General features: G+C 66.2%; 16 protein-coding genes and 2 riboswitches. Of the genes, 8 read left to right on the top strand and 8 right to left on the bottom strand.

Annotated elements, in window-relative coordinates:
* Positions 1 to 4: 4 nt before the first annotated feature.
* Positions 5 to 85: riboswitch (Fluoride riboswitch) on the bottom strand.
* A gap of 106 nt (positions 86 to 191) precedes the next feature.
* From EET10_RS21495 to EET10_RS31085, 5 genes are all read right to left on the bottom strand, one after another.
* Positions 192 to 590: a transposase gene (locus tag EET10_RS21495; protein ID WP_246013668.1), complete on the bottom strand. Its 399-nt coding sequence runs from the start codon at positions 588 to 590 to the stop codon at positions 192 to 194.
* Positions 591 to 842: 252 nt separating this feature from the next.
* The gene (locus EET10_RS21490; protein ID WP_122502308.1) at positions 843 to 1,832 is read right to left on the bottom strand and encodes a tyrosine-type recombinase/integrase; all 990 of its coding nucleotides are present in this window, start codon (positions 1,830 to 1,832) and stop codon (positions 843 to 845) included.
* Positions 1,829 to 2,758: a tyrosine-type recombinase/integrase gene (locus tag EET10_RS21485; RefSeq protein WP_036404012.1), complete on the bottom strand. Its 930-nt coding sequence runs from the start codon at positions 2,756 to 2,758 to the stop codon at positions 1,829 to 1,831. The genes EET10_RS21490 and EET10_RS21485 overlap by 4 nt, the downstream gene beginning before the upstream one ends.
* A complete protein-coding gene (locus EET10_RS21480) occupies positions 2,755 to 3,975 on the bottom strand; it encodes a tyrosine-type recombinase/integrase (protein ID WP_036404014.1) in 1,221 nt (406 codons plus the stop codon). Before EET10_RS21480 ends, EET10_RS21485 begins: the two co-directional genes overlap by 4 nt.
* A 70-nt stretch (positions 3,976 to 4,045) precedes the next feature.
* Entirely contained in the window at positions 4,046 to 4,468 is a 423-nt protein-coding gene (locus EET10_RS31085; protein WP_246013667.1) for a hypothetical protein, read from the bottom strand.
* Positions 4,469 to 5,264: 796 nt separating this feature from the next.
* Positions 5,265 to 5,338: riboswitch (Fluoride riboswitch) on the top strand.
* An 11-nt stretch (positions 5,339 to 5,349) separates the two neighbouring features.
* On the opposite strand from EET10_RS31085, the gene EET10_RS21465 reads away from it, so the two are divergent.
* Genes EET10_RS21465 through EET10_RS21435 form a run of 7 tightly spaced genes read left to right on the top strand, consistent with a single transcriptional unit; the run spans position 5,350 to position 13,320 of the window.
* Positions 5,350 to 5,847 (top strand): NUDIX domain-containing protein, encoded by a 498-nt coding sequence (locus tag EET10_RS21465; RefSeq protein WP_246013666.1) that lies wholly within the window; start codon positions 5,350 to 5,352, stop codon positions 5,845 to 5,847.
* A complete protein-coding gene (locus EET10_RS21460; RefSeq protein WP_063466693.1) occupies positions 5,844 to 6,803 on the top strand; it encodes a respiratory chain complex I subunit 1 family protein in 960 nt (319 codons plus the stop codon). Before EET10_RS21465 ends, EET10_RS21460 begins: the two co-directional genes overlap by 4 nt.
* A complete protein-coding gene (locus tag EET10_RS21455; protein ID WP_036401642.1) occupies positions 6,803 to 7,486 on the top strand; it encodes a hydrogenase in 684 nt (227 codons plus the stop codon). Before EET10_RS21460 ends, EET10_RS21455 begins: the two co-directional genes overlap by 1 nt.
* Positions 7,487 to 7,490: 4 nt before the next feature.
* Positions 7,491 to 9,005, top strand: coding sequence for a proton-conducting transporter transmembrane domain-containing protein (locus EET10_RS21450; RefSeq protein WP_036401638.1), 1,515 nt, complete (start codon positions 7,491 to 7,493; stop codon positions 9,003 to 9,005).
* On the top strand, positions 9,002 to 10,504 hold the full coding sequence (locus EET10_RS21445; RefSeq protein WP_036401636.1) for a hydrogenase large subunit: 1,503 nt from the start codon (positions 9,002 to 9,004) through the stop codon (positions 10,502 to 10,504). Before EET10_RS21450 ends, EET10_RS21445 begins: the two co-directional genes overlap by 4 nt.
* Positions 10,505 to 11,302: an NADH-quinone oxidoreductase subunit B family protein gene (locus EET10_RS21440; RefSeq protein ID WP_036401634.1), complete on the top strand. Its 798-nt coding sequence runs from the start codon at positions 10,505 to 10,507 to the stop codon at positions 11,300 to 11,302. It begins immediately after the preceding gene.
* Entirely contained in the window at positions 11,299 to 13,320 is a 2,022-nt protein-coding gene (locus tag EET10_RS21435; protein WP_122502480.1) for a proton-conducting transporter transmembrane domain-containing protein, read from the top strand. The genes EET10_RS21440 and EET10_RS21435 overlap by 4 nt, the downstream gene beginning before the upstream one ends.
* A 271-nt stretch (positions 13,321 to 13,591) precedes the next feature.
* On the opposite strand, the gene EET10_RS21430 is transcribed toward EET10_RS21435, so the two are convergent.
* The 3 genes from EET10_RS21430 to eno all read right to left on the bottom strand — a co-directional run bounded on the left by EET10_RS21430 (position 13,592) and on the right by eno (position 18,010).
* Positions 13,592 to 14,992, bottom strand: coding sequence for an IS1380 family transposase (locus EET10_RS21430; RefSeq protein WP_122502310.1), 1,401 nt, complete (start codon positions 14,990 to 14,992; stop codon positions 13,592 to 13,594).
* Positions 14,993 to 15,287: 295 nt separating this feature from the next.
* Entirely contained in the window at positions 15,288 to 16,688 is a 1,401-nt protein-coding gene (locus EET10_RS21425) for an IS1380 family transposase (protein ID WP_122502310.1), read from the bottom strand.
* 89 nt (positions 16,689 to 16,777) lie between these two features.
* Positions 16,778 to 18,010, bottom strand: coding sequence for a phosphopyruvate hydratase (eno, locus tag EET10_RS21420; protein WP_122502479.1), 1,233 nt, complete (start codon positions 18,008 to 18,010; stop codon positions 16,778 to 16,780).
* A 152-nt stretch (positions 18,011 to 18,162) separates the two neighbouring features.
* Here eno and EET10_RS21415 point away from each other — a divergent pair, with 152 nt between their 5' ends.
* Positions 18,163 to 19,242: a DUF190 domain-containing protein gene (locus tag EET10_RS21415; RefSeq protein WP_036401631.1), complete on the top strand. Its 1,080-nt coding sequence runs from the start codon at positions 18,163 to 18,165 to the stop codon at positions 19,240 to 19,242.
* The last annotated feature ends 466 nt before the right edge of the window (positions 19,243 to 19,708 follow it).

Genomic DNA, 19,708 nt, shown 5'->3' with positions numbered 1-19,708 from the left:
CTTCCATTCGGTAGGAGTCATCATCCCGTGTGGGCGGTTCGGATAGTCAACATGATCCCGGCGGACATCCATCGCCGCGACACCCAGCCTAGCGAGGGTGCGATAACGCTTGGCATCCACGGGATGCAGTCACGTCAAGATGCCCGCGAAACCTGATCTATGCATCACGTAAGGAATGCCCGCGAAGTGGGTCAGCTGGCGGTCTTGTTGTGGATGGGGATGGCGGGCCTGACCTCGGGCAGGGCGGTGGGGACAGCGGCGAGGTAGAGCTGTTCGGTCTTGTCTTTGGCGAGTTTGAGCAAGACGGCCTGGAGGTCGGCGATTTGGCGTGCGATTGCGGCAGGGTTGAGGCTGTCGCGGTAGGCAAGCGGCTTTGATTCGTGGGCCGGTGAGAGGATGCCGGCGGCCGGCAGCCGGTCCAGTGGCGTCATGGGGTCGTCGTCGAGGCGGCGGCGCTGACCGCCACGGCCGCAGCCGTAACCGCTGGGTTTGATGGTGGGGGTCAGGTAGTTGAGCCGGTCGTTGACCAGCTTTCGGAGGCGGTTGAGCACGGCGCGTTCCTCGTCGGTGTCGTAGCGGTAGTAGAACACGTACTTGCCCGCCAGATGGTTGTTCTTGGACTCGATGGTGGCCTGGTGGTTCTTTTTCTACGGCCGGGAGCGGGTGAAGAAGATCTCCATTTCCGCTGCCCATTTGATGACGGACTTGTTGAGGAACTCGGTGCCGTTGTCGAAGCAATGCCGATATCGGCATTGCGTCGATTATGCCGACCTCACGATTATGCCGATATTGAGTGGGATCGGTTGTGGTGCAGGGGGTTCAGTCGCGGGGTATCGGCATAATCAGAGGCCTTCGAGGAACGCGAGGATCGGATCGGGCGGCTGGTATCGCCCGGGCTTGGTGTGCGTGGGTGCGGTGGCGGCGATTGCGCGTTCCTTCAGGGTCATGTCGGCGTGCAGGTAGAGTTCGGCGGTGGCAGTCTGTTCGTGACCAAGCCACAAGGCGATGACGGTGATGTCGACACCAGCGAGCAGCAGGGCCATGGCCGCGGAGTGCCGCAGGGTGTGGGCGGTGACCCGCTTGCTGCGCAGCGACGGACACGATCCGCGGGCGCGGTTGGTGTAGAGCGTGATTCGGCGCTCGACCGCATCGCGGCTGAGCGATCTGCCGGTGCTGGTGGGGAACAATGGGTCGTCGGGGGCGCCGCGACGTTCGGCGAGCCAGCCCCGCAGCACTTCCACGGTGTCGGGCAGTAGTGGTGTGTTTCGCTGTTTGCGGCCCTTGCCGATGCAGTGTACGTGCGCGCCGCGGCCGAGCTGCAGGTCGGCGACTGACAACGCGGTCAGTTCGGAGATCCGCAGCCCGGTCTGCAAGGTGAGCGCCAGCATCGCGTGGTCGCGTCGTCCGGCCCAGGTGTCGGGGTCGCAGGCGGCCAGCAGCGCGTCAGCCTCCTCGTTGGTGAGGTAGGTGATCAGGTTGCGTTGGAAGCGTTTCGGCGGGACCGCCAGCACGCGTTGGATCGAGGCGGCGTGTTCGGGATGGCGCAGTGCGGCGTAGCCGAACAGTGAGTGGATGGCCGCCAACCGGGTGTTGCGGGTGCGCACGCTGTTGCCACGATCGTGTTCGAGGTGGTCGAGGAACCCGGCGACCGAGGGCGCGTCCAGATCGGCGAGGTCGAGCTGGCTGGGCGGTTTGGCGGTGCGGGTTGCGGTATAGCCGAGCAGCAGCCGGAACGTGTCGCGGTAGCCGGCGATGGTGTTCGGGCTGGCCTGGAGTTGCCCGATGAGCCGGTCGGTGAAGTAGGCCTGCAGGATCGGGGCGAGCGCGGTCATCGCCGGCCTCCGGGTCTGCTCGCCTGCAGCCGTTGCGCGGCAAGGCCCATCAACTCGGGCGTGGCCGTCAAATACCAGTAGGTGCTGGCCGGGTTGACGTGTCCGAGGTAGGTGGACAGCACCGGCATCATTGCCGCGACGTCGACGCCGGATCGGTACCAGTCCAGCAGGCAACTCACGGTGAAGGCATGCCGAAGATCATGTGCGCGGGGCCGGACCGTGGCGGTGCGTAGTCCGATCGTCGTGGTGATCTCGATGAACGCCTCATGCACCGACGAATATCGCAGCGCGGCGCCGGTGGTGGCCACAAAGAACGTCTCCGATCGTCGCGGCGGCGGTATCCGGCGGTCGCGGCGGCGGGCGTAGCGGCGCAGCTGTTCGACGGCGCTGGGGTGCAGCGGTATGAGGCGGGGGTGGCCGGCCTTGCGGCCAGCGACGGTGAGCACGCCCGCCCGCAGGTCCACGTCGGTACGGCGCAGCGGCAGTGTTTCCCCGATCCGCAGGCCGGTCACTGCAAGCAGCCCCAGTAGGGTGTGTAGGGTCGCGGCACGCATCTCGGGGCGAAGGTCGTTGGCGGCGTGCAGGATCCGTTGTATTTCTGCATCGGTGTAGATGTAGGGTGTGGGCCGCTTGCCCTGTCCGGGGAATACCTTGGTGGGTGGGATTTCGGTTGCCGGGTCGATCGTGGCCAGGTAGCGGGCGAATCCGCGGATCGCGCCGAGTCGGTGCGACCAGTTGACCGGGTCGACATTGCGCGGCAGTCGCGCGAACGCGATCGCAGCCTCGGTCGTGATCGATGTCGACGCCCGCTGGCGCAGGAAGTCGAGGAATTGGGCCAACACCTGGCCGTCGCCGGCCAGCGCGAATCCCAGCCCTCGCCGCAGCCGCAAGTAGTCGTCGAGATGGGCGCGCAGCTCGGCGGTCATCGTGGGTCTCCGATCGGCCAGGGCCGCGCCAGCATCCGCAGCGCGGCGATGTCGACGCGGCTGTAGACCGCGGTGGTGGTCAGGCCCTGATGGCGCAGCGCCTGACCGATGTGCGGCAGCGGAACCCCGGCCCGCACCATCCGCACCGCGGCCGTGTGCCGAAGCCGATGCGGCCCAACCGGACTCACACCAGCGCGCACGCACGCGCGGCGCACGATGCCGCCGACGGCTTCACGGGTGAGCGGATGAATCGGGGCGATGGCGGTGACGAACACCTCCCGCAGGTCGGTGGATGGTCGTCCGCGTTGCAGATAGCCGGTAACCGCGGCGCCGACGTCGGACGGTAGCGGCATCCGATCCATTCGGCCGCCCTTGCCGTGGACGACCAGTACACCTGCCCGCCAATCGATGTCGTCGAGCCGCAACCGGGCGACCTCACCGGCGCGTAGTCCCAGCCGCAACAGCACCACCAGCACCGCGTAGTCGCGGCGGCCGATCGGGCGGCGCCGATCGCACGCGTGCAGCAGCGCTGGCGCGTCGTGGTCGCCGATTCCTCGGGGCAGCAGTGACATCCGGCGACCGGTCGCGGCCAACGCCGCCGCCGAGAGGTCCGCATCGACGAGGCCCTGCAGATGGCAATACCGCAGCAGCGCTCTTACCGCGGCCACGTAGTACTGCACCCCACCCACCGACACCCGCCCGGCCTCGGCGGTGATCGCGTGGGTCACATCCGCCGCCCTTAGCGCACTCACCTTGCCGTCGATGGTGTAGTCGACCAGGAACCGCCGACCGCGAGCGATGTACGCCGTGATCGTGGACCGCGACAACACCCGCTCCGACGCGAGGTAACGCTCGAACCCGCCCAGCAGAGCCTCGACCCCATTCGACGGCGGACGTGGCGGCGGCGCGATCGGCGTGACATGTTGCGCGACAAGGAAGTCGAGCAGCGGCACCATCGCACGCCGGCCGCGGTGAAGCGTATAACCAGTCGCGCGGCGTGAGGCCAGGTACTCGACGACACATCCTTCGGTCAGATCCCGGCCCGACCAGCCGTGCTCGTCCAGCCAGCGACTCAAGTGCGCCAACAGCCGCAGCTGGTGCACCGCCGACAACTGCGTATATCCCAACTGCCGCAACTTATCCCGAAAGCCATCCGCGAACGGCGCGAGCGGACCCTCGAACCGAACGTCGGTGACCTTGCTGACCGGCTTGCCCATCACATCCTCCTTCGTCAGAAACCCGTCGAAGGAGATATCAGTCCTGATTATGCCGACAGTTCAACCCTTCTCACGTCGCTGACCAGCAGCTACCCAGAAACGTCGGCATAATCGTGAGGTCGGCATAATCGAAGTCCAAACCGGTTACCTCGTAAGGTATTTCATGCATAGCTGTCTTGAGCGCGCCGAGGATGTGGGTGTGGGCGTTGTTGGGCACCGTGCGGGTGAAAACCCAGCCGATATGGGCATCGGTGAGATTGAGGGTGCGGGCGAACTCACCTTTGAGGGTTGGTCCGCAGTGCGCGACCGTGTCACCTTCGAAGAACCCCGGAGATGCCTCGGCCTCGTCGGTTGCTTTGCGGATCTTGATCGAAGACCGCAACAGCGGGGAGGTCTTGGTGGTCGATTTGCCCTTGATCTGGTCGCGGACCCTGGCCGCACGCAGGTAGCGGTCGATCGTTGTGCTGCTGATCGCCAACAACTGGGTGCGCACCTCAGGCGGTAGCGGTCCTGGCCACACACCAGTTCGCCGTGGCGCTCCAATGCATCAAGCTGCAGGGCCATCGAAGCGGCCAAGTACCGGCCGCACTGCCCACCCGAGGCCGCCCACACCTTCTGCAGCACCTTCAATGCGTCGTAGGAATACTTCGACTTGCGCTGCCGGCGAGGCTGTTTGGCAACTTGCCTACCCGCTCCCGGCGGCACGGCGGCGGCCGTCAACCGACGTCGAGCATTGTCACGCGACCAGTCGTTGACCTCCCCCACCTGATCCAGAATCCGGCCCCTGTCGGCCTTCCAGACCTTCACATAGCCCCTGGCGTACCTGGTGGTGATCTCGGCACGAGACGACATCGACAACCCACTCTCCATGCCTCACGACGGTCACCGTTTCGCGGGCATTCTTAAGTGAGGCACCGAGGGTGTTTCGCGGGCAGTTTTCGTGAGTCAAGCCGTGACATTGACCGAACCGGCGTTTCGCCGGTAGTGTGGCGGCAAACGAGCGGAGGGGCTCGCTTATCGCAAGAGCCGGCGGAGCTGGTGATTGCCAACGGTCCCTGGGTAGTAACCAGCGCCGAGCGCTGCCGTACGCCAATGTCATTCGTGGCGCGCGGGACTGTTCGGCACCAACCCAGGAGACGGCGCCGTGAGGAATCGGTCACCACCGAAGCCGGCATCACAACGCATTGCGTTGGCCGCAAAGTGGTTTCGATCTGATGCCATGGCAATGGCGTGTGCCCGGTGCGGGACCGCTTGACCGGCAAAAGAACTGTTGATTAACTGACACTGACCGACTGACTGGCGATGGTGCCCGCCCGGAAGACGACTTCCGAACCGCCACAAGGCTGATGGCCCCTGCGAACGAAGGAGTCGCAGGTGACCTCTATCCCTTCTGCCACGCCCGGGCGCGGCAGCTCAATGACATCGGTCGAAGATTCGCCGGTTGAATTGCGTTGTGCGGTAGCGGTCGTCCGTGGTGATGCTGTCCTGTTGGTGCAGCGTCCCGATCGCGGTGATTGGGTCCTACCCGGCGGACGTCCGCACGCGCACGAAGGGCTGGCGTCGTGCGCTCGGCGGGAAACTCGTGAAGAGACCGGGCTCGACGTCTTCCCGAACAGATGTGCCCTCGTTCTTGAGGTCAATGACCCTGTTGCGCATCATCGCGTCGTCGAAGTCGTCTTCATCGCCGAAGAATTCGACACCGGTTCGCGGTTGGCGGGGGAACCGGGCCGTCAGCCGGCATGGGTCCGATGGGACGAACTGAAGGCACTCACCCTGCATCCGCCGATCGCTGGCTTCCTTCCCGACCTGCGCCGGGGTGGATACGCCCGCTACCTCGGCAACATGTGGCGCCCCGATTGGGGCGATCGATGACGGGTCTGCCGTTGCCGTTCGTTCAGGTGCTGCAGGTGCTGACCGTGGTGGCCGGCGCACCAGCAGTGAGCGGGTTCATCGCCTGGTTCGAGGCCAGGCTGCAGGGGCGCCGCGGGCCGCGCATCCTGCAGCCGTATTTCGACCTGGCGAAGCTTTTTTCCAAAGAAACACTAGCTCCGGTTGGGGCTGGGCCGTTCTTTCGGCTGGCACCGGTGGTGTCCCTTGCCTGCTATCTGACTGTGCCGATGCTGATTCCGGTCCTGACCAGCTACCCGCTACCGCTGGGCTACATGGGCGATATCCTGGGCGGCGGCCTCATTCTCGCGTTCGCAAGCTTTGTCGTCGCGGCCGCAGCGGCCGAAACAGGCGACAGCTACGCGCAATTGGCTTCCAGCCGCGCCAAGACCTTTGCCGCGATCACCGAGCCGGTAATGCTGCTGGTGGTCTTCGGCGTCGCATTGATCACCACGACCGATCTGCCCTATGTGCTCGGAGCGACGGTGCGCAGCGGTCCCGACCAGATCGTGCGCCCCGCGCATCTGCTGGCGTCGGCGGCGCTCTTCATGGTGATCCTCTACGAGACGGGGCGCATTCCCGTCGAAACCCACACCGGTACTACCGAATTCGGGATGATCGAAGCAGGCCGGTCGTTCGAGCATTCCGGCCCTGATCTTGCGCTGCTGCAGTGGGGATCGGCAGCCAAACAGCTTGTCCTGTATGTGATCTTCCTCAACGTATTTGTCGCCCCCTGGGGAATGGCGTCGACCACGCATCCGCTCGACGTCGCGTTGGCGATCCCGGCGCTGTTAGGCAAGGCAGCGCTGCTGGGATGCGCGATCGCGGTGCTGGACAACAGTTTCGCCAAGCTGCGGCTGTTCAAGATCACCGAGTTCGTTTCGGCCGCGCTGCTGCTGTCGGTCCTCGCGGTGTTCACCCTGTATTTAGGAGGTGGCTGATGAGCGTGCTGGCGGTCAGCCAGACCGTGCCCACCGTGTTCGACGGCATCGCCAACACGGTCGCTGTCGTCGTGCTACTTCTGGAATTCGGGATGCTGCGTGCGACCCTGCTGCGCTCCCAGGTGCGCCTGTACGCGGGTCAATCTCTGGCGGTGAGCGTGCTGGCCGCGGTCGTCGCCTACGGCCGCGATGTCCCGGAACTGTATGCGCTGGCAGTCCTTTCGCTGTTGCTCAAGGTGGTGGTCGTGCCACTGGTCGTGCTGGCGCTCTTGCGCGACGCGCACGCCGAAATCGCCGGCAGCGGCGCACTGGGAGTGGCCAACGAGGTGCTCGTGGCGATCGGCGTCACCGGATTTGGCTTCTTCTCCGTCGGCGTCCTCGGGATTCACTCACCGGTGCTGCCCACCACCGCGCTGAGCCTCTCTGTGGCCGTGGTCCTGGTCGCGTTCGTGCTGATGATCATGCGCCGAGACGTCGTCAGCCAGGCCATCGGGTTCTTCTCCCTGGAGAACGGCGTCTCGCTGGCCAGCCTCGTGGTCGCCGCGGGCATGCCACTGATTCTCGAAGTCGCGTTCCTGTTCGACCTGCTCGTCGCGGTCGTGGTCTTCGGCGTGCTGATGCGGACCCATCACCGCCGCACCCGCTCGCTGTCGACCGAAACCCTGGACCGGCTGAGGGGATAGCGACGTGTCTGTGCTGCTCGTGCTTCTGGTGGTGGTGCCCGCGCTGACCACGCTGGCCTGCGTTCTGGTGCCCCGGCGGGTGGCCGCTGCGTTGACCGTGGCCAGCGGGATTGCCGCGTTTGCATTCGCGGTGGGAGTGGTCGCGCCCGTAACCGATCACACGTTGACCGCCCTGCGTTATCTGCGCGCCGATGCGCTGTCGGTTGTTTTCGTGTTGGCCACCGCCTTCCTGTACATGACGACTGCCATCTACACCGTTGGCTATCAGGCCGCCGAAGCCGCCACGGTCGCGGCGGGCACCGAAGACCGCCGCATTTTCGCCCGTTACAGCAGGCTCTTCTACATCGGCCTCAATGCGTTCGCATGGTCGATGCTCGCCGCGCCGCTGGTCAATGGGCTGGCGCTGCTGTGGATCGCCGTGGAGATCACCACCGTCGTCTCAGCGCTGCTGGTGGCCCTCGACGATACCGAGGGCGCCACCGAGGCGGCATGGAAATATGTGCTGATCGCTTCGTCAGGTCTCGGGATCGCTTTGCTGGCAACGATTTTCATGTATTACGCCGGCTCAACGGTGCTCGGCGAATCTTATGACTTGGCGTTCGATCCGCTGCTGCGTGGTGCGGCGAACATGCCGCACACCCCGGTGGCGCTCGCGTTTGTGCTGGCTGTCGTCGGGTTCGGCACCAAGGTTGGACTGTTTCCAGTGCACACCTGGCTACCCGATGCGCACGCCGAAGCCCCCACCCCGGTCTCGGCGCTGCTATCGGGATCGCTTCTGGCGGTGTCGTTCTATGCGATCCTGCGGTTCTATCAGATCTCCATCATCCCGCTGGGCGCTCGCTTCCCGCAGCTGGTGCTGCTGGTATTCGGCGTGGCCTCCCTGCTGTTGGCGGCGCTGTATCTGCTGGAGCAGCGTGACATCAAACGGCTGCTTGCCTATTCGAGTGTCGAGCACATGGGCATCCTGACGATCGGGGTGAGCTTCGGGGTTCCGCTCGCCCTGGCCGGTGTGCTGCTGCATGTCCTGGCCCATGCGGCGGCCAAGGGCAACGCGTTCATGGGCGCCGGCGTGCTGGTACGCAAATACGGCACCAAGGAACTTCACCGCATTCGCGATGCGATGTCGCGGCTGCCGTGGTCGGCGCCGATGTTCCTGTTGGCGGTATTTGCGCTCGCCGCAATGCCGCCGTTCGGGTTGTTCCGCAGCGAATTTCAGATCGTCGCCGGCGGGTTGACCGATCACCGTAATGCGGCCGCGGTAGCCCTGGTATGCCTCGTGACGGTCGCGTTCGCCGGGCTCACCGGCGCCACCACGTGGATCCTGTTTGCGCCCTCGCGCGCCGTGGGCCCCGGCGCCGCAACGGCCGCTGCCATGGAGCGCGGCGAGCCCAGTGCATGGATGGTGGTCCCTGTAGTGATGGGCGTTGCGGCGCTGCTGTTGCTCGGGCTGGCGCCGCCGGGTGACCTGGTCCTATTGCTCACCCACGCAGCCAATGACCTGGCGGGAGCCGGCCGATGACCACCGCGGCCACGATGGAAGTTCGGCTGCCGCTCCCCGAATGGCGGGCCGAAGTACTGACCCGCCTTGGCGTCAGCGCACGCTTCGGGGGCTTGTATTGCACCCACCAAGACGAGGACGCGCAACTGCGTGCCCTGCTGATCACCCGCAGCGGCGTCGAGTGTCTATCTGCCGAATTACGTCCCGGTGCCGACGGCGGCTTAACCTATCCGGCGCTGACACCCGATGTGCCCGTGGCGTTTTGGTACGAGCGGGCCCTGCACGACCTGTCCGGGGTGATACCGCTCGGGCACCCGCGGTTGGATCCGCTGCTGCTGCCGTGGGAGCCCGGCCAGCTGCACCCACGCCCCGGACATCGCGAACCCGCCGGCGAGGTGCCGGCCAGCGACCGGCAAGGCCCGGTCGACGTCACCGGGCACGGCGTGTTCACCCTCCCGCTGGGGCCCGTGCGCTCCGGCGTTTACGAGTCGATCGAATTCCTCATCGAAACACCGGGCGAAGATGTCCCGCACTTCAACATTCGCCCGCACTACAAGCACCGCGGCATCGCCAAACGCTTCGAAGGACTCGGCGTCGGTGACGCCATCCTCATCGCCGAACGCGTCGAGGGCATCGCCTCCGTCGCCCATGCCCTCGCGTTCGCCCACGCAGTAGAAACCCTGGCCGATACGGAGATCCCCCCACGCGCCGAGCTCATCCGCGTCATCCACGCAGAGCTCGAACGCATCGCCAACCACCTGGACGTGGTCGTGCGGCTCTGCGACGCCGCCGGCCTCGCCATCGGCAACGCCCGCTTCGGCTGGCATAAAGAACGGATCATGCGACTGGTATCGCGACTGTGCGGCAACAGGTTTGGCCGCTCGGTGGTGTGCGTCGGTGGCGTATCCGCACCGCCACGGATGAGTCCGCCCGCCCTCTACGCCGCCATTGACGATTTGGCGCATCGCCTCCGCGCGGATCGGCGTGCGTTGATGGAGAGCCCGTCGTTCCTGGACCGCATCCGCGGCACCGGTCGGCTGGACGGAAAGCTGGCGGCCTCCCACGGTGCATTGGGACCGGTCGGTCGCGGGTCAGGATTCGACGACGACGCCCGGCTCCATCGGCCCTACGACGGCTATTCGGAATTGCCCGCAGTCGAGCCCGCCGCCGTTACGGATGGCGACGCGATGGCACGACTGCGGGTGCGGTGGGCCGAGATCGATACCGCCGTCGGCCTGATCGAACACGCCTGCCAGCGGCTCAGCGGGCCGGTCGATCAGGATCTGACGGTCCCGGTCGACGCGCACGACGGCTTTGCCACCGGCTGGGCCGAATCACCGCAGGGCGAAATTCTCTACGGCCTGGACCTGCGGGAGGGCCGAGTCGGGCGTTGCTTTGCCCGCACGCCCTCGCTGCACAACATGGTGCTCTTCCACGACGTCTTCCACGGTGACGTATTCACCGATTTCCCCTTCATCGAGGCCAGTTTCGGTCTCTGCTATGCCGGGGTGGCGATGTAGATGGTGGTGTTTTTCCGTGGTCTGCGCGACGGCCTGCTCACCACGAGATGGCCGAAGCATCCTGACACCTACTTCGACGAATTCCCTGCCGCGGTCGAGGTGCTGCCCGGCAACGCTCAACGCGACCAGCTGCGCCGGGCCGTGGACGCCGCCGCCCGGTGTCCCACCGCGGCGATCGCCGTCGCCGAGATGCCCAAGCTGGACCGGGGCAAGTGCATCCTGTGCGGACGCTGCGTCGCCGCCGCGCCGGACTGGTTCGGATGGGCGCACGGCGCCGACACCGCGCGGTCGCAGCGCGACGCGCTGGTCGTTTCCCCTGTCCCCGAAACCGACGAGGCACTCGATGGGGTGCGGGCCGAGCTAGCCAAACGGGTGCGGCGGCTGCGCCGTTCGGTACATCTTCGCCACGTCGACGCCGGATCCGACGGCAGCGACGAATGGGAAGTACAAGCCCTCACCAATCCCGTATACGACCTGCATCGGTTGGGCATTTTCTTCACCGCGAGCCCGCGCCACGCCGACATCCTGCTAGTCACGGGGATCGGCGCGGCCGGCATGACCGAACCGCTGCGCCGCACCCTTGAGGCGATGCCCCGGCCCACCGTGGTGATCGCGGTCGGCACCGACGCGATCTGCGGCGGCCTGGTTGGCGGCGGCTACACCGGCGGCACCGGCATCGGCGGCCTGCTGCCCGTTGACGTGTGGATCCCCGGATCGCCCGCCTCCCCGTTCAGCCTGCTGCACGGCATCCTCCTCGCACTAGGCCGGCTCCCCGCCGCCTCGAGGAGGGCGTCATGATCGCCGCCGGGCTAGCACTTGCGGCCCTGGCCGTGGTCGCCGGATGGCCCGCCGGCCAGCGGCCCGGTCTGCAGCTGACGGCGTCGGCTGCGGTGGTCGCGTCGGCTGCGGCGTTCGTCGTTGCCGGTGCCCGCGGACTGGCCGGACACCAGGAGCGGTTGTCGCTGGGCGGTCTGGGCGGGCTCGGGCCGGCGGCCCTGCACGTCGACCCACTCTCGGGGCTGTTCCTGGTCATCGCGGGCGGGGTAGCAGTCCCAGCACTGTGCGCCGCGGCCGCGTTTGCCAGCACCCGGCATGGCCGGTTGACCGCCGCGCTGGCGCTGACGATCGCCGCGGTCGCGGTCATCGTCACCGCCGACAACCTATTCGTCTTGCTGTTCGGGTGGGAGGCCCTGACCGTAGCGTTTTATCTGCTCACCGGGTTCCAGCGGGACCGGCCGGGGCGGGCACGCGCATCCTTCGTCACGGTCATGTTTGGCAAGGCCAGCGGCGCGGCGCTGCTGCTCGGTGGCCTGCTGCTGGCCGCGCACACCCACACCTTCGCCCTCACGGCCACCGCTGTTGATGCACACAGCGCCCTGGGGCAGGCGGCCTACGCGCTGCTGCTGGCCGGGTTCGCGATCAAGGTCGGACTGTTACCCGGGCACGTGTGGCTGCCGCGCGGTTACGCCGCTGCCCCTGGGCCCGCGCGCGCGGTGATGGCCGGCTCCGCAGTCAACGTCGGCTTCTATGGCATGTGGCGCACCCTGCAGCTGCTCGGCGCCCCGCCGCTGTGGCTGGTGTGCGTGGTGCTAGTACTGGCCGGGATGAGCGCGATCTTCGGCATCGCGCAAGCCGCCGTGCATCCCGACCTCACGGTGTTGATCGGTTGGTCGAGCGTGGAAAACGCCGGGCTCATCCTCGCGGGGTTCGGCGCTGCCCTGGTCGGTGCCGCCGCCGATGAGCCGCTGCTGACCGCGGCCGGCCTGGTCGCGGCCACCGCCCAAGTCATTACGCACGCCATGGGCAAATCACTGCTGTTCACCGCGGCGTCGGTGATTGAGGGCGCGACGGGCACCACCAATTTGGACCGCTTAGGCGGCATCGCGCGCCGATTACCCTGGGCGGGAACGGGATTGGTCATCGGCTCGCTCACCTTGGCGGGATTGCCGCTGACGGCGGGGTTCGCCTCGGAGTGGTTCCTCCTGGAATCGCTGATGCAGCAATTCCGGGTGTCCAGCCTGGCCATGCAGTTGTGCACCGCCGTCGCCGGTGTGCTCGTCGCCCTCACCGTCGGGGTGGCCGGCGTGACATTCGTCCGAGTGGTCGCGCTGACCGCGTTCGGCCCGCCCCGCATCGACGAACCGGCATTCGACCCGGCCGGCACCCGCGTTGACCACAACACATGGTTGCGGATAGGGATAGCGCTGCTGGTCACCGGCTGCCTCGGCGTGGCCGCGCTGGCGCCGCTACAGATCCGCGTCATCGCTCGCGGACTGGCCCCGCTCGTTGGCGACCAGGCGCGGGGCGCCAACGCCAAACCTTGGGTGCTGCAACCGGTTTTCAGCGACTTCTCCGCGCTGTCGCCGAGCTGGCTGTGGATCGTGGTGCCCGCGATGGTGGTGCTCATCGCGGTGGTGGCCAGCGGGCTGGCCGGGCGCCGCCTGGATCGAGTGCGGTGGGTGGCGCCGTGGTCCTCGGCGTCGCCGGGTGTACATCGCGGCGTCGGATACACCTCCTTCGCGTATGCCAACCCCATGCGCAACGTGCTCGGCAATGTCTTGTTGACCCGAACCGAGTTACGCGGCGCCCCAGTCGAGCCGTCCACCCAGACAATTGGTCAGCCCGTCCTGACCTACCGGGTCGAGGTGGTCGAAATCGTTGACCGTTACCTGTTCCGGCCGGCGATCGCGGCATTGCTGGCTGCGGCTCGGGCGGCCAAGCGCCTGCAATCGGGTCGCCTCGACGCTTACATGGCTTACATGCTGCTCGCCGTACTCGCCGTGCTGGCCGTGATCATCGCGGTGTCGCGATCATGACCGCCCGAACCGGCGGCACACAGCGTCGCTCAGCGCGGCGGCAGACCGAACGCAACGTCGGGCGCCTCTGCGGCAATCCCGGCCAGCCGGTTGTACTTAGCCTGAATCCGTGGATCGATGATTTCGGGTGGTCATCGGCGGGTTCGGGCGAGTGGCGCTGGGGCGTGGACACTTTGGCGTGTATGTGATCCGCTGGCCTGCACCAGCTTTTCCTTTAGGGGTTCCTCGGGTCGGGCCTGGATGGCGGGGTGGACAGGGGCTGGCCGCTTGGTCAAGCGGCGCGGGGTTGCGCAGTCGGGTAGCCGATGACGCTGTCCCACAGGGCTTTCCACTCGACTTGTCGGGGCCAGTGGACGGGTAGGTGCAGCATCGGTTTGCGGGCCGGTGCGGCGAAGCGGGCGGGCACGTTGACCAGGTCGCGGCGCAGGGTGGCACCGCGGGCCACGATGTGGTGACCGCCGGCGAGGGTCCCGGTGGCGCGCAGCAGGTTATGGGCGATCACCGCGCAGGCCAACCAGGCGCAGTTCGCGGCGAACAGCCCTGAAGGGATCCGAGCCAGTGGGCCATCGATCAGGTCGGCGAAGGTGGTCTCGATGATGGCGTGGCGGCGGTGGGTGATGTCGGCCTCGGCAGTGGGCAGCTCGGAGTTGGTCAGAAATGGGTGATAGCGCCACACCGGAAACAACGCATCCGGGTAGCGGGCGTCTTTGACCCGGCGCACTACCAGTCGGGCCGTGATCTTCTTGCCCCGCCCCAGCCGTAGGGTGTAGGGAGTTTCGGCGACCTCGGCATCGGAGATCAGCGCCCCGGTGTCAGGGTCTTCGACCGCGCCCGGGTAGTGCACCGGGGTGTAGGCGGCCTCGTCGATGCCCTCGACCGCGGTGGTAATGGCCCGATTTCGGGTCATCGACAGGGAGAACTCGACGCCTTCGGCGATGCAGGCGCCGATCACCTTTTTATTGCCGAACGCGGTGTCGCCGCGCAGCATGATCTTGCCGGCCCCGCACCCGCGGGCGGTGGTGATGGCTTGTTTGACCTGCCAGGCCGCGGCGCGGCCGGAGCCGGCCTTACCGCTGCGCAGCCGCGCCTCGGCGATCACCGGTGGGGCCTGCGCGGTCGAGATCGTGGTGATCTGCGGCGACAGACCCAACCGCAGCAGCGCACGGCTGGCGATCTTGGCGTGCCCGAACGAAGCACCCTGCTTATGGCGCCCGTAGACCGGACGCAGCAGCGAGTCGATGTCCAAAAAGGCGCGCTCTTCGATGCCGGGCAACAGCGGCACCCGCTGCGCGAGCGCCACCAGATGCGCGCGAGCCACGGCCGCGAGCTGGTTGGCATGCCCGAAAGTGAACTCGCGCAAGAAGATCCCCAATGTCGAGGGCGCATACACCTCGTTGAACACCCGTGGCGTGCCGCCGGCACGCAACACGTCGACGTCGTCGATGCAGTCCGCGCCGCACATCATCCCGGCGATGATCGAGGTCAGCTTCCCGACCGGGTTGACCGCACCGGAGGCCACCCGTGTCGACGGCAGATCCACATGCTCACCGATCAATTCCGAAAGCCCGGTCTGCTCAGCCAATTCCAGCACCGGAACCAAACCCGCGGCCGACACCAGATTCGGCTCGTCAAACACCGCCGACCCGAGAGTGAACGTATACGATGAATGCACCGAAAATGCCTTCCTGAACACTGGAAAAAGACGACTTCAGCACTCGTATTATCCCAGGCCAGAAGGCATTTTCGCTGTTCACACGCCGATCAAACCACCAGCCGATCCACGGATTCAGGCTTAGCCTGAATCCGTGGATCGATGATTTCGGGTGGTCATCGGCGGGTTCGGGCGAGTGGCGCTGGGGCGTGGACACTTTGGCGTGTATGTGATCCGCTGGCCTGCACCAGCTTTTCCTTTAGGGGTTCCTCGGGTCGGGCCTGGATGGCGGGGTGGACAGGGGCTGGCCGCTTGGTCAAGCGGCGCGGGGTTGCGCAGTCGGGTAGCCGATGACGCTGTCCCACAGGGCTTTCCACTCGACTTGCCGGGGCCAGTGGACGGGTAGGTGCAGCATCGGTTTGCGGGCCGGTGCGGCGAAGCGGGCGGGCACGTTGACCAGGTCGCGGCGCAGGGTGGCACCGCGGGCCACGATGTGGTGACCGCCGGCGAGGGTCCCGGTGGCGCGCAGCAGGTTATGGGCGATCACCGCGCAGGCCAACCAGGCGCAGTTCGCGGCGAACAGCCCTGAAGGGATCCGAGCCAGTGGGCCATCGATCAGGTCGGCGAAGGTGGTCTCGATGATGGCGTGGCGGCGGTGGGTGATGTCGGCCTCGGCAGTGGGCAGCTCGGAGTTGGTCAGAAATGGGTGATAGCGCCACACCGGAAACAACGCATCCGGGTAGCGGGCGTCTTTGACCCGGCGCACTACCAGTCGGGCCGTGATCTTCTTGCCCCGCCCCAGCCGTAGGGTGTAGGGAGTTTCGGCGACCTCGGCATCGGAGATCAGCGCCCCGGTGTCAGGGTCTTCGACCGCGCCCGGGTAGTGCACCGGGGTGTAGGCGGCCTCGTCGATGCCCTCGACCGCGGTGGTAATGGCCCGATTTCGGGTCATCGACAGGGAGAACTCGACGCCTTCGGCGATGCAGGCGCCGATCACCTTTTTATTGCCGAACGCGGTGTCGCCGCGCAGCATGATCTTGCCGGCCCCGCACCCGCGGGCGGTGGTGATGGCTTGTTTGACCTGCCAGGCCGCGGCGCGGCCGGAGCCGGCCTTACCGCTGCGCAGCCGCGCCTCGGCGATCACCGGTGGGGCCTGCGCGGTCGAGATCGTGGTGATCTGCGGCGACAGACCCAACCGCAGCAGCGCACGGCTGGCGATCTTGGCGTGCCCGAACGAAGCACCCTGCTTATGGCGCCCGTAGACCGGACGCAGCAGCGAGTCGATGTCCAAAAAGGCGCGCTCTTCGATGCCGGGCAACAGCGGCACCCGCTGCGCGAGCGCCACCAGATGCGCGCGAGCCACGGCCGCGAGCTGGTTGGCATGCCCGAAAGTGAACTCGCGCAAGAAGATCCCCAATGTCGAGGGCGCATACACCTCGTTGAACACCCGTGGCGTGCCGCCGGCACGCAACACGTCGACGTCGTCGATGCAGTCCGCGCCGCACATCATCCCGGCGATGATCGAGGTCAGCTTCCCGACCGGGTTGACCGCACCGGAGGCCACCCGTGTCGACGGCAGATCCACATGCTCACCGATCAATTCCGAAAGCCCGGTCTGCTCAGCCAATTCCAGCACCGGAACCAAACCCGCGGCCGACACCAGATTCGGCTCGTCAAACACCGCCGACCCGAGAGTGAACGTATACGATGAATGCACCGAAAATGCCTTCCTGAACACTGGAAAAAGACGACTTCAGCACTCGTATTATCCCAGGCCAGAAGGCATTTTCGCTGTTCACACGCCGATCAAACCACCAGCCGATCCACGGATTCAGGCTTAGCGACACGCTCGCCGCGTGCCGGGGCGCCGGATTTGATTTGCCCGCAACCGGATCCGACGGCCAGGTCGGCGATGAAGGTATCGCAGGTTTCACCCGAGCGGTGCGAAATCATCGCCCCATAGCCCGCCTCGCGGCACACCCGCAGCGCCTCCAACGTCTCGCTGACCGTGCCGACCTGATTGACCTTGATCAACGCCGCGTTGGCGATTCCGGCGTCGACCGCAGTGCGAATCAGCGCCGGATTGGTGACGAAGTTGTCGTCGCCGACCAATTGAATGCTCTCCCCGAGCCGTTCGGTCAACGCGCGCCAGCCGTCGGCGTCGGTTTCCCCCATGCCGTCCTCGATGCTCCAGATCGGGAATTCCTGCACCATCTGCGCGTACCTTTGAATCAACTCGTCGCTCGAAAGAGATTGCCCGCCAACCTCATAGCGGCCACCACGGTGAAATTCACTAGCTGCGGGGTCCAGCGCGATCGCCACCCCGGAACGGCCGGGCGGGTAGCCGGCCGCGGTGATCGCCTCCACCAGCAGCGCGAGCACCTCCTCGGGAGAGGCGATATCGGGGGCGAAGCCGCCTTCGTCGCCCAAACCGGTGCCCAATTTGCGGGCTTGCAGTGCGGCGCGCAACCGCGCATAAACTTCCGCTCCCGCGCGAATCGCCTCAGGCAACGACGGAGCACCAACCGGCGCGATCATGAACTCCTGAAAGTCCAACGGGTTTGGCGCGTGTGCGCCGCCGTTGATCACGTTGAAATGCGGTACCGGCAGCCGCGGCGTCACACCATCAGGAGTGAGCCAGCGCCACAATGGCTGCCGCGATTCGCTCGCGAACGCCCGCGCTGCCGCCATCGAGACACCAACGATCGCGTTGGCGCCCAGCCGCGACTTGTTAGGCGTGCCGTCGAGCCGGATCAGCTCCGCATCGAGCCGCTCCAGGGTGTCGAACGCCCGGCCCATCAGTGCGTCGGCGATCGCACCTTCGACGTGCGACACCGCTTGGCTGACACCGCGGCCCCCGTACCGCGTCGCGTCACCGTCGCGCAGCTCCACCGCTTCCCCACTCCCGGTGGATGCCCCCGACGGCACACCGGCGAACACCTCACGACCATCCGACAAGGCCATCCGCACCGACACAGTGGGGCGCCCGCGGGAATCCAGCACCTCCATCGCCGAAACGGCCGAAAACGTCACAGACATAACGGGTCTCCTGATTTCCAGTCAGCCAGGGACCGTTGGCGCACGACCACAGCAATCCCTGTGGCCGCCGCGATTGTGGCGAGTCCCACCGCCGTCGGACACGAACACTACCAGCGGGGGCGACTAGCCGGTTACCGCGACCAGAGAGACACATGAGCACCGACTGCCTCAAACTCACCAGCTACTTCGGCGAACGCCAACGCGCCAACGGCAAATTTCTCGCCGAGGCATTGTTTGACCTCTACGGCCAGCACCAGATCGCAACAAGCGTGATGCTGCGCGGGATCGAGGGATTCGGGCTACGCCACCACCTGCGCACCGACACCTCGCTGAGCATGTCCGAGGACCCACCCGCGGCGGTGATCGCCGTCGACACCCGCCACAAGATCGACGAGGTGCTTGATCGCCAGACCGCACTGACAAAGCGAGGCCTGATCACCCTCGAACGAGCGCGTCTCCTCCAGGAGGACGACCACGAACTCAGCCTCGGCGACCGCCAGTATGAAGCCACAAAGCTCACCATCTACGTGGGCCGCAAGCAAGAGGCCTACGGCGTGCCGGCCTACCAAGCGATCGTCGATCTGCTCTACCGCCGCGAACTCGCCGGGGCATCGGTCTTCCTGGGCGTCGACGGCACTGTACGCGGCAAGCGGGAACGCGCCCGATTCTTCGGGCGCAACCCCGACGTACCGATGATGATCATCGCCGTCGATTCCGGCGGACAGGTCGCGCGTGTCCTCGCCGAACTGGGCGGGCTAATGAGACGACCGCTGATCACCGTTGAAAGACTTCAGGTTTGCAAACGCGACGGCCAACTGTTCTTCCGGCCCCACGCGCTGCCCGGAGTCGACGAACACGGTATGGCCCTCTGGCAAAAGATCATGGTCTACACCTCAGAAGCACAATGTCATGACGGCGTTCCGATCCACCGCGCCCTGATCCGCCGTCTGCGCCAGTCCAAGCACGCACGGGGAGCTACCGCGCTGCGCGGTATCTGGGGATTCCACGACAACCACCCACCCCACGGCGACAGGCCATTCCAACTTGTCCGCCATGTCCCGGTCACCACGATCATCGTCGACACCCCGGACAGCATCGCGCAAAGCTTCGACATCATCGACCAACTCACCCAAGAACACGGACTGGTCACCAGCGAGATGGTCCCCGCGCTCCTCGCCGTCGACGATGACGACCGCCGCGGCGGAACGAACCTGGCGCGCCACGATTACTGAGTATCACCGGGAGAACTATCTCATCGTCGACAGGGAATCGCTTGGGGCGCAGGGAGGTTGGTCTGAATGCCGCACCGTTGCGAGCGCCAGTGCGTATCGACGTCAACAGGCGTGGGCCGAGTTTCCAATGTTCGACGCCAAACCCGCTCCTTCAAGCACACAGTTATTGGCAGTGCTGGCGGTGCCATCGGTCGCAACACCTCGAACATCTTCGTGAGTGCTGCAGTCGAACTTTCCGCGAGTGAAAATCTCACGCCAGGCTCGAACCCGCTGCCACCTTATGGGTACGAGGAATGGTTGCCTGGGCCCGGGGATCGATATGTGGGACGGCGGATAACTCCCGAGCCGTACGGCCGTTCGGCCCGTCGGGCGCGCGTCCGGTTCACCCCGCGATCACCGAGGCGGGCGATCTGGCGTTGTAAGGCCCGAATCCGGACCAGTCTTATCAGGTTGGCAGGAAGCTACT

The sequence above is a fragment of the Mycobacterium pseudokansasii genome (assembly GCF_900566075.1).
Lineage (GTDB): Bacteria > Actinomycetota > Actinomycetes > Mycobacteriales > Mycobacteriaceae > Mycobacterium > Mycobacterium pseudokansasii.
The sequence above is the reverse complement of the archived record's forward strand: the minus strand, read 5'-3'. Positions and strand labels throughout refer to the sequence as shown.

What these genes read in the sequence shown, in the direction of transcription:
- EET10_RS21490 (WP_122502308.1), bottom strand. Translation starts at nt 1,832, where the DNA reads ATGACCGCGCTCGCCCCGATCCTGCAGGCCTACTTCACCGACCGGCTC.
- EET10_RS21485 (WP_036404012.1), bottom strand. Translation starts at nt 2,758, where the DNA reads ATGACCGCCGAGCTGCGCGCCCATCTCGACGACTACTTGCGGCTGCGG.
- EET10_RS21480 (WP_036404014.1), bottom strand. Translation starts at nt 3,975, where the DNA reads ATGGGCAAGCCGGTCAGCAAGGTCACCGACGTTCGGTTCGAGGGTCCG.
- EET10_RS21460 (WP_063466693.1), top strand. Translation starts at nt 5,844, where the DNA reads ATGACGGGTCTGCCGTTGCCGTTCGTTCAGGTGCTGCAGGTGCTGACC.
- EET10_RS21455 (WP_036401642.1), top strand. Translation starts at nt 6,803, where the DNA reads ATGAGCGTGCTGGCGGTCAGCCAGACCGTGCCCACCGTGTTCGACGGC.
- EET10_RS21445 (WP_036401636.1), top strand. Translation starts at nt 9,002, where the DNA reads ATGACCACCGCGGCCACGATGGAAGTTCGGCTGCCGCTCCCCGAATGG.
- EET10_RS21440 (WP_036401634.1), top strand. Translation starts at nt 10,505, where the DNA reads ATGGTGGTGTTTTTCCGTGGTCTGCGCGACGGCCTGCTCACCACGAGA.
- EET10_RS21435 (WP_122502480.1), top strand. Translation starts at nt 11,299, where the DNA reads ATGATCGCCGCCGGGCTAGCACTTGCGGCCCTGGCCGTGGTCGCCGGA.
- eno (WP_122502479.1), bottom strand. Translation starts at nt 18,010, where the DNA reads ATGTCTGTGACGTTTTCGGCCGTTTCGGCGATGGAGGTGCTGGATTCC.
- EET10_RS21415 (WP_036401631.1), top strand. Translation starts at nt 18,163, where the DNA reads ATGAGCACCGACTGCCTCAAACTCACCAGCTACTTCGGCGAACGCCAA.